Here is a 16,492-nt window from a genome sequence, read left to right as displayed (position 1 = left end):
GAAGTATATCAAAATAGTTTTTATATGCGCAATACACACTCTTTTTACTTTGAAAATGAGTGCACAAAATAGCAAAATACTGGTTTCAGGAGTAGTGCTTGATAATAAAGGTAAGCATATTTCCGGAGCTATAATTATTGGAGATAATAATCAGACTAGTGTGGCAAATGATCGTGGAGAATTTGCTTTATCCGTTGGCAAAAACACCCCTTTGATAATAAATGCAACTGGATATAAAGCAGTCTCAGTTGAGGCTAAATCTGATTTAAAAACCATAGTGTTAGAATCAACTAATGCAAATATGGTTCAGGTTGCTTTTAATAAGGTGGATAAATCAGAAATACTTGGAGGAGTTTCAAGTATCAATATAGTTGATAATTTAGCTAGTAATTATACCACTTATAGTTTAGATAACTTAGGGAGTTATATTCCAGGTTATCATGGAAGTATTTGGGGAATGAATTCAAAATTAGTCTTAGTAGATGGGATACCACGTGATGAATTTAATGTAATGCCATCGGAGATAGACCAAATTACGGTTTTGAAAAGTGCTGCTGCAGTTGCCTTGTATGGTAGTCGTGCTGCCAAAGGAGTAGTTTCAATAACAACCAAAAGAGGTCTTGAAAAAAAGAACAGATTTGATGTTAGATTGAATACTGGAATTATGGTTCCTAAACGTTATGCAGAATATCTAAATTCTTCAGAATACATGACTTTATTCAATGAGGCTCGTGCTAATGATGGATTACCTGCATTATATACTAATGAGGAAATTACTAATTCTGCATCAGGTATTAATCCTTATCGTTATCCTAATGTTGATTTTTATTCTTCAGATTATTTAAAAAAATATGCTACCCGTTCGGAGGTAGTTACAGAGTATACTGGAGGTAACGATATGGCACAATTTTATGTGAATGTGGGGAATTATAATACTACATCTTTGCTTAATTTCGGAAATGGAAAAAAAGAAGGAGAAAACCGTTTTAATATTAGAGGAAATCTGGATATTAAGTTAAGTAGTATGATTACTAGTAAAATCAACACTAGTGTTACTTTTTATGATAGGAATTCTGCACAGGGTAATTATTGGGGTAATGCAGCTACTTTTAGACCTAATCTTATTACTCCTTTGATACCGATAAGTTATTTAAGAAATCCAAATGCAACAACACTGGGTTATTTAGGAAGTGCATTGCATATTATTGATGGTAAATACTTATTGGGAGGAATTTCAACGCAATTAACTAACCCAATTGCCGATGTGTATACAAGAGGAATAAACAAAGCAACCACTCGTAAATACCAATTTGATGCTTCATTAAATTTTAATTTAGATAGAGTTTTAAAAGGTTTAACTTTTGATACACAGTTTGGTATTGATTATAATACATCATACAGTCAAAATATTAATGATAATTCCTACGCAGTTTATATTACGGGCACTTTAGCAGATCCAGTTTCTGGTTGGTCAACTGATGCCGATGGTGATTATATTTCAATGTTGACAAAACAGGGTACTGATACCAAAAGTAATGTCCGTTCATTGTATGATGCTTATCAACGTCAAACAAAGTTTTTTTCGGGAGTATTCAAGTATAAGTTCGATTTGAATAAGGTACATAATTTTTCAACACTTTTGGTGGCTCATGGTTATACACTGGCTGAATCTGAGGTGTATCATGCAGTAGCTAATGCAAACTTAGGTTTCCAGTTTAATTATAATTACAAAAATAAATATTATTTAGACTATACTCAAAACCAAGTACACTCATCGAGATTTGCTAAAGGAAACCGTGAAGCTTTCTCACCAACAGTTTCTGTAGGATGGAGAATTAGTAATGAGAAATTTTTACAAAACTCCAGTTTTATTGATGATTTGAAATTAACCGCAAGTGCCGGAATTTTAAATACGGATTTAGATTATGATCCTAATACAGGATACAATTTATTCAGAAGTATTTATAGTACTAGTAATGGGGCATATTTTTCATGGCAGGAAGGGCGTCAACTTAGAACAACTGATATTATCCGTGGAGAAAATTATGGTTTGGGTTTTGAACAAAGAAAGGATTATAGTGTAGGATTGGAGACTAGTTTATTTAAAAATATGTTTCAAATTAATGCTTCCTATTTTTATAATAAATTGATTGGTATCCCTCTTCAAAATGTGAATGCTTATCCAAATTTCTTATCAGTACAATTTCCATCTCCTTCATCGTTTGTTCCTTATACTAATTATAATGGAGATGAGCGTAAGGGATTTGATCTTGGTATTTCATATAACAAGAAAATTCAAAATTTAAATTTAAATGTTGGATTTGTAGCTACTTATTATGATACAAAAGCCTCAACCAGAAATGATGTTCTTTATGAAGATAATTATCAATACCGTCAGGGAAAACCAATTGATGCACTTTGGGGATTAAAAAGTAATGGCTTTTTCACGGCAGCTGATATAACAGCTATGGCTAATAAAGAACCAGGAGCACCTGCACCACAGTCATTTGGAGCAATTAAGCCAGGTTCTATTAAATATGTTGATGTTAATAATGATGGAATCGTAGACAATAATGATCAGGTATATTTGGGAAGAGGTGGTTACTCAGGTTCTCCGTTAACTTTAGGACTTAATGTAACAGCTAAATGGAATAATTTTTCATTATTCGTATTAGCAAATAGTACAAGTGGATCTTATGCTTTCAAAAACAGTTCGTATTATTGGGCAACCGGAAATAATGCCAAGTATTCTGCAGCAATGCGTAATCGTTGGACTCCTGAAACTGCTGAAACTGCTACCTATCCAAGTTTGTCAACAGGTAATAATGGTGATAATAATTTCCGTAATTCAGACTTTTGGTTGTATAAAAACGATAGAATTAATTTATCCAGAGTTCAGTTATCGTATGATTTTCCTAAAACATGGTTAGCCAAGACATTCGTTAGTAATTTAGGGATTTATGTAAATGGTAGTGATTTGTTGTTGATTTCAAAAGAAAGAAATTATATGGAAACAAATATTGGCAGTGCTCCACAAACGAGATATTATAGTTTAGGTTTAACAGCAGCATTTTAATTTTAAAATTTAGAATAATGATAAAAAATAGAAACATATTTACAATATTAGTTGTATCCATGTTATTTGTGGGCTGTACAGATCTTATCGATCCTGCTCAGGAAAATCTACGTGATAAGAATACTACATATGCAGATCCTAATTTTGGATTGGGATTATTAACACAAGGTTATACTAGGATTCCTACTAATGGTTGGTCTTTTAGTGAAGTGGCTACTGATGATGCCGTTACCAATGTTACAACAAATGGTTTTTTAAGGTTAGCAACCGGACAATGGAGTGCGTCGAATAATGCAGCAGATCGTTGGAGTTCCTGTTACTCAGGAATTCAATATATGAATATAGTACTATCTGAAGTAGAAAAGATGACATTTGCAGAGGATCCATTGGTTGATAATTTGTTTAAAAACAGAATTAAAGGAGAAGCATATGGGCTTCGGGCACTTTTTATGTATAATTTGTTACAGTCTCATGCAGGTTGGGTTAATGGTAAGTTACTTGGTGTACCAATTTATTTGACGGAGTTAAATTTAAATTCAAATTTTAATGTACCAAGAGAGACTTTTAATACCTGTACAGCTCAAGTTTACAGTGATATCAATAATGCAATTAATCTTTTGCCTTTAGATTATGTTGATGTTACTAATACAGCAAATATTCCAGCAAGATACAATACAACAGGAATGACTACAGCCATTTTTAATCGTGCTATGGGAGTAAAATTCTTAGGACTAATGAGTGGAAGAATTGCTAAAGCTATTCGTTCTCAAGTAGCTTTATTAGCAGCTAGTCCGGCTTTTGCTGATGGTTCAGCTAATGGTTCCAATGGAACTTGGGAAGATGCTGCTCAATATGCTGCAGAAATAATTGCTCTTAAAGGAGGGCTTGCTGGATTACCTTCAACTTTTAACAGTGGGGTAGCCTGGTATAGAAATACTGCTGAGATTAGTGCGTTAACTGCAGGAGCTAATTCACCAGAAAGTCTTTGGAGAGCAGGTACATCTAATGATAATACTTTAGAGGCAGCTAATTTTCCTCCAACATTGTTTGGAAGTGGAAATATTAACCCAACTCAAAATTTAGTTGATGCTTTTCCGGATAAAAATGGCTATCCTATAACACATTCTTCTACAGTTTATATTCAAACAAATCCTTATGCTAATCGTGATCCACGTCTAAAAGAATTTATTTTATATCATGGTAATACAGCAGGTGTAACTAATGCAGCAATTAATATGACTACAGGAAATGATGCTGTAAATGTATTGCCAACTTCTACTAGAACAGGTTACTATATGAAAAAACTATTGAGACAGGATGTGAATTATAATCCTTCTGGAAGAAATACACAAATGCATTACAAACCTCGAATTCGTTATACGGAGATATATCTTAACTATGCTGAAGCAGCTAATGAAGCCTGGGGATCCATTTCGGATCCCAAAGGATACGGTTATACAGCTTATGATATAATTAAAGCAATTCGTAAAAGAGCTTTAGGGATAACAACAGATCCTTATTTAGAATCCATTAAATCAGATAAAGTGGCTATGCGGGCGTTAATTCGCAACGAACGACGTTTAGAATTATGTTTTGAAGGATTCCGTTTTTGGGATTTACGTCGTTGGAAAGTTGCTCTTTCGGAATTAAATACTCCAGCTAAAGGAATTATAGTTTCAGGTACATCTGCAAGTCCTGTATATGGTGCTCCTGTAAACGTTGAAAATAGAATATTTGCAGATCATATGTACTTTGGACCTATCCCTTATAGTGAAACAAGAAAATTCTCTAACTTAGTACAAAATGATGGTTGGAATAATTAGTAATAGACCTTAATGATAAAAAAATATGAAAAAACTAATTTTATTTTTATTGATTTTAATATCAATAACTGGATGTGAAAATGATCCAATTTCATTTCCAGATTATGATTATTCAGCTGTTTATTTTCCCTATCAATACCCAGTTAGAACTATTACCTTAGGGGAGGATATTTTTGATAATAGTTTAGATCTTGAACACAAATGCAAAATTATGGCTACTTTGTCAGGGGTTTATGAGAATAAAAAAGATGTGGTTATCGATTTTGTTGTTGCAGATACAATTCCTAATCGATTCAATTTTGCAGGTACTTCACCTTTGAGAGCTATACGTCCGATGCCTCATAATTATTATACTTTGGCTTCAAATCAAATTGTAATTAATAAAGGTCAAATTTCCGGTGGTGTTGAAGTTCAACTTACAGATGCTTTTTTCAATGATCCTTTGTCTTTACAAAATAATTATGTAATTCCTTTATTAATGACAACGGTTGTCAATGCTGATACTATTTTGCATGGTAAACCAGTTATTGCGGGTACACAACCAAGAAGGTTAAATACTCTTAAATGGGATGTTCTTTCAAAAGATTATGTATTATATGCAGTGAAATATATAAACCCTTGGCATGGTTATTATTTAAGAAGAGGTAAGGATGTTTTTACTGGAAATTTGAACACAACCATTGTTAGACATCCTGTTGATGTACAAACTTATGACGCAGCGACATCAAATGTTGCTACATGGTTGGTTCAATTAACAACGGGTTCTCTCAAACTATTGAAATTTCCTGTAGCATTAAAAGATGCTGGTGGAGCTAGTTATACTTGTACTCTTGATATTACTTTTGATGATAATGGAAATTGTGTTATAGTTTCATCTGATCCTGCTACTTTTACAGCTACAGGAACTGGTAAGTTTGTGAAAAAAGGAGAGAAAAACAGCTTTGGTAATGTAGATAGAGATGTTCTTTATTTGGATTACACAATAAATCACCCAGGGAAAGGAATTACAACCCAAACTAAAGATACTCTGGTAATGAGAAACAGGGGCGTTGTTAAGGAAACATTTAATTTTATTGCTCAATAATTCAAAATAAATTGAGTGTATTGTAAATATTTTGTGAGAGCGTTTTACATAAAAGCACTCTCACAAATTTAATCATCGGATTGGAGGAATTTAATTTTATTCAATCCGATTGTTTTTATAAAATTGTATTAGAATATTAGACATGAGTTCTTTTTTGTTTTAATATTTTCTAATTCAATTTTAAAATCAAAATCTTCCCGTTTTTTTAAAGTTTTTTATTTAACCAATCTTTTATATATAAAAAATTAGCTATTAGAAATTTGTAGAATGCAAAAACTTTTTGTTCCTGCAGATTTCTCAAATAGTGTGGATACTTATTGTTTTAATTTTTTCGTGTAGGTTTTTTATTATATACAAGTAGAGATTATATGTATACTTTGTTAGGAAGGTTTTCTTAGTTGGTATTGTGTTATTGGTTATTTAGTTATGTGGATTTAATTTTTAATTTGAGATAATTTAATAATGAGAAAAAAAATACTTTTTAATAAGCTCTTAGCTTCGAATATTTTTTTAATATTCTTTTTCTTGTCTGTGCATGCTATTTATGCTCAGCAAAATGCTCCTTTAAGACGGCCTGTTTCTCCCAATAAGCCCATGTGGCTAATCCATATTGATACATGGAATTATGCTGATCCTCAAAAAATTATTGATTTAATACCTGTTGATATTCGTCCTTATGTGGTTATGAATATTTCGCTATCGATTAGTCATGATGTAGCCACTAGTCAATTTAAAGTTGCTGAATATGGCTATGAAATTGCTAAATCATGGCTGAGAACTTGTGCACAAAATAGAATGTGGACTATGATTCAGCCTTCTAGTGGTGGCTATTCTCAGTTTTCAGATTTTGACCTTTCGGTTTATGAAGAGTTTTATAAAGAATACCCCAATTTTATAGGATTTAATTATGCCGAACAATTCTGGGGATATGATGATGCCAGCGATCCGCTTTCGCCATCCTGGTCTACTCGAATGTCTCACTTTGCCAATTTATTAAAATTGAGTAATCAGTATGGAGGGTATCTGTCAGTGAGTTGGTGTGGAAACCAATGGAGTCCTTCTATAAATCCTATTGGTATGATGAAACGTAATCCTGCTTTTGCCAAAGCTTGTCGGGATTATACTGAAAACTATATACTATCCGAAAAATACACTCAAACTTCCTATCAGTCTGATATGGAGAGTATTTGTTTGGGTTCTTATCTTTCAGGCTATAGTGGAAATTATGGTATCCGTTATGATGATACAGGGTGGACAAATGCCAGTGGTGTCAATGAAGGATTTACAATGGCTACTGCTGCTGTGCCTCATTTTGAACACATGATGCTCACAGGGCAAACCGTAATAGATGGTCCGGAGCTTATATGGACACAGTGTTTCCGTGAAACAAACCGTATAGCTTCATCAAATGGTTATACAAGTCGAAATTGGGAAACTTTTCCTCAATTTGATAATACTTCTGTAGATATTTTTCGTAAAATATTGGATGGAACGGTTCGTATTCCATCCAGAACTGAAGTTATTGACCGAACTAAGGTTGTAATTGTTAATGATGTTCAATCGGGTACTCCGGATGATATTTATAGTACTCCTGAAACTTTGTTCGAAGGGCTTTATCGTATGGATGGTGATGGAAATCTTAAAGACAATAAGACTTTCTTTAAGAAAACAGGACGATATCCAACAATTCCAACTGTATTTCAATTAGATGATACTGAGGCGAAGTCATTTAATGTTCAGATAAATAAATCAAATTATACTACTAAATGGCCAACCATAGCTTCTAAGCAAACCGAGTTAAATGCATTGTTTCCTGAACAATATACAGGAGATTTATATGTAGGAAGACATGAAAACGGCTGGGTAACTTATAATCCATATAAAACAGTTGGACAAGTTGCCACTGGAAGTATTCCTTTTAAATACAATACCTGTGAAAAAGTAGAGCTGACTTACTCACAATACACAGCGGGAATAATTAAGGAATTTTCAAATAAAGTTAATTTCTATTTAACCAATTATAATGAGTATGATGCTACGTTGAAAACAGATATCATCAAAATATATGGAAGCACTACCGAACCAACTTATTCTTATCAGGATAGAGCTAGCCATCAGGCGAGTATTATTACAAAAAGCTGGTCTGGCGGGGTACTTACTTTAACAGTTCAGCATAATGGTCCTCTTGATTTGACAGTGAATTGCTCGGGTACTGCAACAGGACGTTTATCGACTTATACAGAAGCTAAGCTAATTGAACCGAGTAAACCTTCAGTTTATATTGGACCCCGTCAAAATGAAGCAGAACATTTTGATTATAAAAATATCAATAGCATTATTACGGGTGGTCAAAATGGTTCTATAAGAAATTATCAGGGGCAGGGATATTTAAATTTTGGAACAAATGCTGCAGCAAGTATAAAAGATGTAATCAACGCCTTAAGAAAAGGGACTTATCAACTTAAGATACGATATACAGCTCCAATTTCGTCAGTTACAACTATTGATTTATATGTAAATGGGATTAAAGTAGCAACTCCAATATTTAATAAAACCAATGATGAAAGTTCCTGGTTAACAATATCACAAAATGTAGAATTGAATGAGGGAGATAATGAAATAAAATTAGAAGCCAATGCGGCAGGTTTGGCAACTATTTATTTTGACAATATTACATTTTCACAAAATGAAAATAATGGTGTTTATAATTTCACAAATGATGTAGCTACTACGAGTGCTAGCTTGCCGGCGGCTAATTTAATTACCGTAAAAAGTGGTAGTGCAGGTGTAATATCATATAAAGATGTAAATAATAATACCAGTAATACTTTTAAGGCTTATTCTGTAGGATCAACTAACGGAACAGCTGTAGCCGATTTGGATTTGTTTCAGACTGATGCCAAAGATTATTCTGTTACCTGGAAAGAGTACTATTCTACAAGTGGTGCAAAAAAAGGAGTTTTATTAAGAGCTACAGGGGAGAATGGCTCATGTCCTTATGCTGTAGGTATGAAACAAGGGTATATGTTTATTGCTTCAAATAATTCAGATGGTACTATTACGCTTATGCCTTATGTTGCTGGTACAAATAGTATTATAGCTAAACCAACTTATACAACCACGACTCTAAAAGTAATGCCGGGTCAGCCGGCTTGGTTTAGGGCTTCTGCAATTGGAAATCAGCTAATTTTTGAATGTTCTGCAGACGGGATAAATTGGGAAGGTGCTTCACAAACCACATTTCAGGATGCTATTTATACCTCAGGAGGTTCAGAATTAGTCTGGGGATTAGGGGCTAACAATTTCAATTGGGTAATGGACGATATTAAATTTTCTTCATCAAGCACAACCATATCTAAGCTTGACATCGAAGGGTTTACTTATGTTCAGGGTTCAGGACCATCAGTTAGTCAAGTGTTTTCTGTGTCAGGCAGTTCACTTACAGGAGATATAACTGTTGAAGCTCCGGTAAATTACGAACTGTCTTTGAGTACTAATGGCACATACCAGTCTAAACTTATATTGCCGCAAACTAATGGGGCAGTGGCAAACACCACAATATTTGTTCGTATGGCCTCTGGATTGTCAACAGGTAAAAAGACAGGTGTAATTTCAGTAAGAACTACTAATGCAATAGACCGTCAAATAACTTTGACAGGTAAAGTAGATCAAAGCCCACTATTTGTTAAATATGATTTTACAAATGATGTGGCTACTACATCAGCAACAACCCCTGCCGCAATCAATGCTACTATTGGAGTAGGGAATACTGCAACAGCTGGCGTTGTGTCTTATACAGATGCCAACAATTATACAAGTAATGTTATTAAGCCTTACGGTGTAGGACAAAAAAATGCTACCGGAGTAATAGATTTGAATGCTTTTTCTAAAACAGCTACAAATTATTCTGTAACATGGAAACAATACATTGGATCAGAATCAACTCAGTATAAAACAGGCTTTTTGTTAAGAGGTAATACTAGCAAAATAGGCACTACATCAACTGGGTATGTTCAGGGGATCATGGAAGGTTATTTATTATTAGTATATAATACAGGAACAGATTCACAATTTAGGATTTATCGCTCTACATCAAGTGGATTAACAATTTTGATTAATACAACTGTAAGTTTGGATCCAATTCCTAATAAGCCTATTTGGTACAGAGCATCTGCTTCAGGAAGTAGTAGTGTTGCATTAAAAATTGAGTATTCAACTGATGGAGTAAACTGGACTACAGCAGGTTCTACTACCGATGGTAGCTCGACCTATTCAGCTGGAGCTACACAAATTGTGTGGGGTTTAGCTGTTAACAGTCTGGACTTTTATATGGACGATATTGCTTTTTCAGGTTTAGATGAATCAGCAACATTGGAAACGGATGATGATAATGATGGTGTACCAAATAATATAGACATTTGTCCAAATACACCAATAGGTCAATTGGTAAATACTACAGGTTGTGCTCAGAGTCAATTAGATGATGATGGAGATGGCGTTAAAAACAATGTTGATCTTTGTTCAAATACACCTACAGGTCAAAGTGTAAATGCTAACGGTTGTGCTCAGAGTCAATTGGATGATGATAATGATGGTGTTAAGAACAATATTGATCTATGTCCAAATACACCAACAGGTCAGTTAGTTAATGCTTCGGGCTGTGCTCAGAGTGAATTAGACGATGATAATGACGGTGTCAAGAACAGTGTTGATCTTTGTCCAAACACACCAACAGGTCAAACAGTAAATGCTACTGGTTGTGCTCAAAGTCAATTGGATGATGATAATGATGGCGTTAAGGACAATGTTGATTTATGTCCAAACACACCAACAGGTCAAAGTGTAAATGCTTCAGGTTGTGCTGTAGGGCAATTAGATGATGATAATGATGGAGTTAAAAACAGTGTTGATGTATGTCCAAATACACCTACAGGTCAGTCAGTTAATGCTACTGGTTGTGCTCAGAGTCAATTGGATGATGATAATGATGGCGTTAATAACAATATTGATGTATGTCCAAATACGCCAACAGGTCAAAGTGTAAATGCTTCAGGTTGTGCTACAGGACAATTAGATGATGATGGCGACGGAGTTAAGAACAGTGTTGATTTATGTCCAAATACACCAACAGGTCAGTCGGTGGATGCTAATGGTTGTATTGTCTTAGGTTCAACAAATTATTCTATTGAAGTTGTTGGCGAAAGTTGTCCAAATAAGAACAATGGTCAAATAGTCATCACAGCCAGTCAGGCTTTGACGTATTCAGCAACTGTTAATGGAGTATCTAAAGCTTTTAGTAATAAAATTTTAGCCTTAACGAACCTTAATCCAGGTACTTATGATATATGTATTGATGCTTCGGGAACAAGTGCTAAACAATGTTATTCTGTAGTAATTCCTGCAAGTGCGGCTATTACCGCTAAAACCACATCAACAGCTGAAAAGTTAATGGTTGAAATTCAGTCAGGTACTGCTCCTTATCAGGTAAATGTTAATGGAGTACTACAATTTGAAACCAATAATTCCAATTTTGGTGTAGATGTAAGTAATGGGGATTTATTAGAAGTGAAAACTTCTAAAGAATGTGAAGGAACTTTTGCTAAATCTATCACTTTGTATGATTTGGTTAAAGCGGTTCCAAATCCTACAGACGGTCCGTTCGACGTTTATTTACCAACTAATGACAGCTCAGTAGAAATAGGAATTTATACTGTTACAGGAACATTAATTTCTAAATCGGTTTATACCATTGAAAATGGTAAAGTACATTTAGATTTAGGAAAAGAAGCTGCCGGAGTTTATTTTGTTAGAATACAATCGAATCCTTTAGAGACAATTAAAATCATTAAAAAGTAGTTTGCGATATGAAAAAAATAAGTTTGTTTATCCTGAGTTTGATACTTTTTTCTTCTTGTAGCAGTGGTGGAGATGAGGGCGATGCCCAAACTCCACCGACTATTCCAAGTTTAGTTTATCCAACAAATAATTTAGTTTGTATAAACAATACGGTTGAATTTAAATGGAATGCTTCATCTGATGCTCAAAATGATGCGATTACTTATCAACTGGATGTTGCCACAGATAATGCTTTTACTAAAAATGTAGTTACTTCAACGACCACTTTGCTCAGTAAGTCATTGTCTTTAGAGAAAGGGAAGTTTTATTATTGGCGGGTGAAAGCCATTGATTCTAAAAACAAATCAGATAAATACACAGCGGTATATACTTTTTTTACTGAAAGTCAGGGGATAGTAAATCATTTACCATTTATACCAGAAGTAAAGACACCGGTTTTGCATTCTAATGTTTCCGGTAGTTCAGCCATTTTAAGTTGGACAGCAGTAGATGCCGATAATGATAATTTGTCGTATGATGTGTATTTAGGAACTTCAAATCTCCCGACTCAAAAAGTAGCTTCCGATTTATCAACAGCCTCTTATACAGCTTCTTCGTTAACAACAGGGACAAAGTACTATTGGAAAATTGTTGTTAAAGATGGTAAAGGAGGAACTACAATCGGTCCGGTTTGGGATTTTACTAAACAGTAAGTTTTGCACATAGCAATTATCTTATAAATATCTTTTCAATAAAAGAAGTTTGATATGAGACTATCCAAATTTTAGGACGGTCTCATATCTCTTGAAATAGAATCAAGAAAAAATAGTAAACGATTTTTAGGAGATATTCTTGATTTTCTAATGATTAGTTTTTTATGTCTTTGTGATTTGTAAAACACTGAATGTTAGTTGTTTGTTTTTTTTTTGTTTCTCTCCTGATTTATAACTTGATTTTTTACTTAATGAAGAAAAAAAATCTATCCACTTTAATTATGTAACAATAATTCTACTATGTATGAAAAGAAAAATTAAAATAAAGCTAGCATTTATTGCGGGTATAATTTTTTGCGGTCTAGGGTTTGCACAGAATCCAAAAGTCAGAATTGACAAGAATATAGCTTATCAGAAAATTACCGGATTTGGTGGATTTGTAAATAGTCCTCAATTTGCTTATAACCATATGTCACCAGCAGAAATTCAAAAGGTTTGGGGTGCAAGTAGTGAGGCAGGTTACAATATTATGCGTTTGTATATTCCTGAAAACAAAAATAATTGGAATGCGGTGTTAGCTACTGCACAACTTGCAAAATCTATGGGACTTACAATTTTTGGGAGCCCTTGGACAATGCCGGCGGAATGGAAAACTAATAACCATATTAATGCAGTATATGTAGATGCTGATGGCGTACAGCAGATAGGATATTTAAAGCCAGAATATTATAGAGATTATGCTTTATATCTGGATGAGTTTGTAACTTATCTTAAAAACAATGGAGTAGAGTTGGATTATATTTCTATACAGAATGAACCAGACGAAAAAGCATTATATCAAGGATGTATATGGACTCCTGATCAGATTGCTACTTTTGTGAAAGACTACGGACATCTTATCAATTGTAAAGTAATAGCACCCGAGAGTGTTGGTTTTTCAGATAATTATGCAAATGCCTTTTTAAAGCCTGAAGTAATGGCTAATTTTGAAGTGTATGCAGGACATCAGTATGGTGGAATACAATCAGTCTATAAGCAATTTCAAAATTACAACAAACAAATCTGGCAGACAGAGTATCTTATTAATTGGAATTCTTCTAGTAGTACTACACCTAGAAATTTTGATTGGAATACAGATGGTTTTTCTTTCGCTAAAAGTGTAAATGATGCATTATTAGGAAATGTGAATGCCTGGATTCATTATGCTACCAAGCGTTTTTACGGATTGATGGGTGATGGAACTAATGGTTCTGTTGATGGTGAAATTACTAAAAGAGGTCGTGTTCTTCAGCAATTAGCTAAAAATGTTACCGGAAAGACCAGAATCGATGCAACATGGACAGATGAAGGTGTTTTAAAAGGATCTTCATATATTTCTGAAGATGGAAATAAAATTATTTTGTTTGTATATAATATGGCATCTACTTCTTCTACGCTAACTGTAGATTTGCCTTTCTATACAATTTCAGGAACAAAAACGCTTACAAATGCTACGAGCGATTATACTATTTCTAATCTTGTTTATAATGAACAAACTTTTCGTCCTGTTGTAACTGTGGAAGCTTCTAGTGTTATCACTTTTGTTTTTAATAAAAATAGTGACAGACCACAATCGAATATGATTGGGGAAGATATTCATTATAATAAGATTGATGTCCAGCCAACTTCTAACGCTTCATTTGGAACGACTTATAAAATTAGTGGACAAACTAAAACATGGTCTAATCCAAATCCTTTATTTAGTTCAAATACTAACGCAACAAATGGTTATATTGCTTTGGATGACAGATATACTAAATTAATAATGCGTGTGAATAGTGCAACGTCATCCGCTAATCGCTATTCTGACAATACGACACTTATCTATGTAAACGCCGCAGGAGTTGTAAAAAGTAAGAATTACGGACGAGTAACTTTTCCTGCCACTGGTAGTTTTGATATTGTCTTAGATATTTCGACAGCAACATTGACTGATGGTATTAAAGGAATTATTAGTCTTACGAATTCTAATTATAGTTCGGTACTTACGATGAATTTTGGAGATGTATATTTAAATATTGGCAACGAAAAAGCTTCTAAATTTTCAGGAGTTTATTCTGATGGCGATAGTAGCTTATTAGATGCTTTATCAAATAGCTACAGTACTTCTCTTGATTTACGTGATGTCACGGTAATTCCTCAAAGTAAAAATTGGTATCAACTAGCTGCAAATAAGAACAGTATTTATTATGTGCCTCAAGGTTATACAGGGCTTACAACGAATGTTATTGCAAACAATAATGCAAATTTACTCTCACTAGCTGATCAAAGAGGGGATTTTAGTGTTCCATTTAATTTTAATGCTATGTCAGCCACTTACACAGGAGTTTTTGCAGGGTACAGAACTTTGACATTGCCCTTTGAAGCATCGATTCCAATAGGAGTTACTGCTTATAATATGGTAACGTCATCTGCAAATGTTTCTTGTACATCAATCAAAAACGGAATTATTCCTGCTAACACCCCCGTTTTAATTAGTGCAAACGGAACTTTTACTTTTACCGGAAGCGGAGCTGTTTCTACGCCTAAAAATCTTACTGTAAATAATTTAGTTCCTGTGTATATCAACTATAAATCCCCTGTGAAAAGTTATATATTTAAAACAGTTAATGGTGTTTCTGGATTCTATACAGTAACAGCTTCTTCTCTTTCAGAGATGAATCCATTTACTGCATATATCACTTTTGAAAATTCATATACAGCAGAAGTTCTCCCTCTTAAATTTGATATTTCAGATGATAGTGATGGTGATGGTGTTCCAAATAATTTAGATTTATGTCCAAACACCCCAACAGGTCAGGCAGTAAATGCTACTGGTTGTGCTCAGAGTGAATTGGATGATGATAATGATGGTGTCAAAAATAGTCTGGATATCTGTCCAAACACACCAACAGGTCAGTCAGTTAATGCTTCGGGTTGTGCTCAGAGTCAATTAGATGATGATGGCGACGGTGTTAAAAACAGCGTTGATTTATGTCCAAATACACCAACAGGTCAAAGTGTAAATACTTCAGGTTGTGCTCAAAGTCAATTAGATGATGATAATGATGGCGTTAAGAACAATATTGATTTATGTCCAAATACGCTAACAGGTCAAAGTGTTAATGCTTCAGGTTGTGCTGTAGGGCAATTAGATGATGATGGCGATGGAGTTAAGAACAGTGCTGATCTTTGTCCTAATACACCTAGTGGTCAGGCAGTCGATGCCAATGGTTGCATAGCTTTAGGTTCAACAAATTATTCTATTGAAGCAGTTGGCGAAAGTTGTCCAAATAAGAACAATGGTCAAATAACTATCACTGCCAGTCAGAATTTGACTTATTCAGCAACTGTTAACGGAAGCCCTAAAGCTTTTACCAATAAAGTTTTAGCCTTAACGAACCTTAATCCGGGAACTTATGATATATGTATTGACGCTTCGGGAACAAGTGCAAAACAATGCTATTCTATAGTCATTCCAGCAAGTGCGGCTATTACAGCTAAAACAACATCAACATCTGAAAAGTTAATGGTTGAAATTCAGTCAGGTACCGCTCCTTATCAGGTAAATGTTAATGGAGTATTACAATTTGAAACCAATGATTCTAGTTTTGGTGTCGATGTAAGAAATGGGGATGTATTAGAAGTTACAACTTCGAAGGAATGTGAGGGTACTTATGCCAAAACGATTACTTTGTTTGATTTGGTTAAAGCGGTTCCAAATCCTACAGATGGTCCGTTTGACGTTTATTTACCTACTAATGACAGCTCAGTAGAAATAGGAATTTATACTGTTACAGGAACATTAATTTCTAAATCAGTTTATACCATTGAAAATGGAAAAGTACATTTAGATTTAGGAAAAGAAGTTGCCGGAGTTTATTTTGTTAGAATACAATCGAATCCTTTAGAGACAATTAAAATCATTAAAAAGTAGTTTGCG

General features: G+C 34.1%; 6 protein-coding genes. All 6 read left to right on the top strand.

Translation table 11 applies throughout. The features are described 5' to 3' along the window. Positions 1-55 precede the first annotated feature (55 nt). The 6 genes from BLR17_RS12410 (at position 56) to BLR17_RS12385 (ending at position 16,486) form a co-directional block, all read left to right on the top strand. Positions 56-3,076, top strand: a complete 3,021-nt coding sequence (locus tag BLR17_RS12410) for a SusC/RagA family TonB-linked outer membrane protein (protein ID WP_217635903.1) — start codon at positions 56-58, stop codon at positions 3,074-3,076. A 17-nt stretch (positions 3,077-3,093) separates the two neighbouring features. Then, complete coding sequence (locus BLR17_RS12405) at positions 3,094-4,899, top strand: RagB/SusD family nutrient uptake outer membrane protein (protein ID WP_066330130.1); 1,806 nt, start codon at positions 3,094-3,096, stop codon at positions 4,897-4,899. A gap of 25 nt (positions 4,900-4,924) precedes the next feature. Next, positions 4,925-5,983 carry a DUF5627 domain-containing protein gene (locus BLR17_RS12400; protein WP_066330127.1) on the top strand — a complete coding sequence of 353 codons (1,059 nt, stop codon included), beginning with the start codon at positions 4,925-4,927 and terminating at the stop codon, positions 5,981-5,983. 462 nt (positions 5,984-6,445) lie between these two features. Further along, positions 6,446-11,839: a glycoside hydrolase family 98 domain-containing protein gene (locus BLR17_RS12395; RefSeq protein ID WP_066330126.1), complete on the top strand. Its 5,394-nt coding sequence runs from the start codon at positions 6,446-6,448 to the stop codon at positions 11,837-11,839. Between the two features lie 8 nt (positions 11,840-11,847). Beyond that, entirely contained in the window at positions 11,848-12,531 is a 684-nt protein-coding gene (locus tag BLR17_RS12390; protein ID WP_066330124.1) for a fibronectin type III domain-containing protein, read from the top strand. Positions 12,532-12,835: 304 nt separating this feature from the next. Further along, complete coding sequence (locus tag BLR17_RS12385; protein WP_066330123.1) at positions 12,836-16,486, top strand: thrombospondin type 3 repeat-containing protein; 3,651 nt, start codon at positions 12,836-12,838, stop codon at positions 16,484-16,486. Positions 16,487-16,492 lie beyond the last annotated feature (6 nt).

It is taken from the genome of Flavobacterium glycines, from assembly GCF_900100165.1.
Classification (GTDB): Bacteria; Bacteroidota; Bacteroidia; order Flavobacteriales; family Flavobacteriaceae; genus Flavobacterium; species Flavobacterium glycines.
The sequence above is the reverse complement of the archived record's forward strand: the minus strand, read 5'-3'. Positions and strand labels throughout refer to the sequence as shown.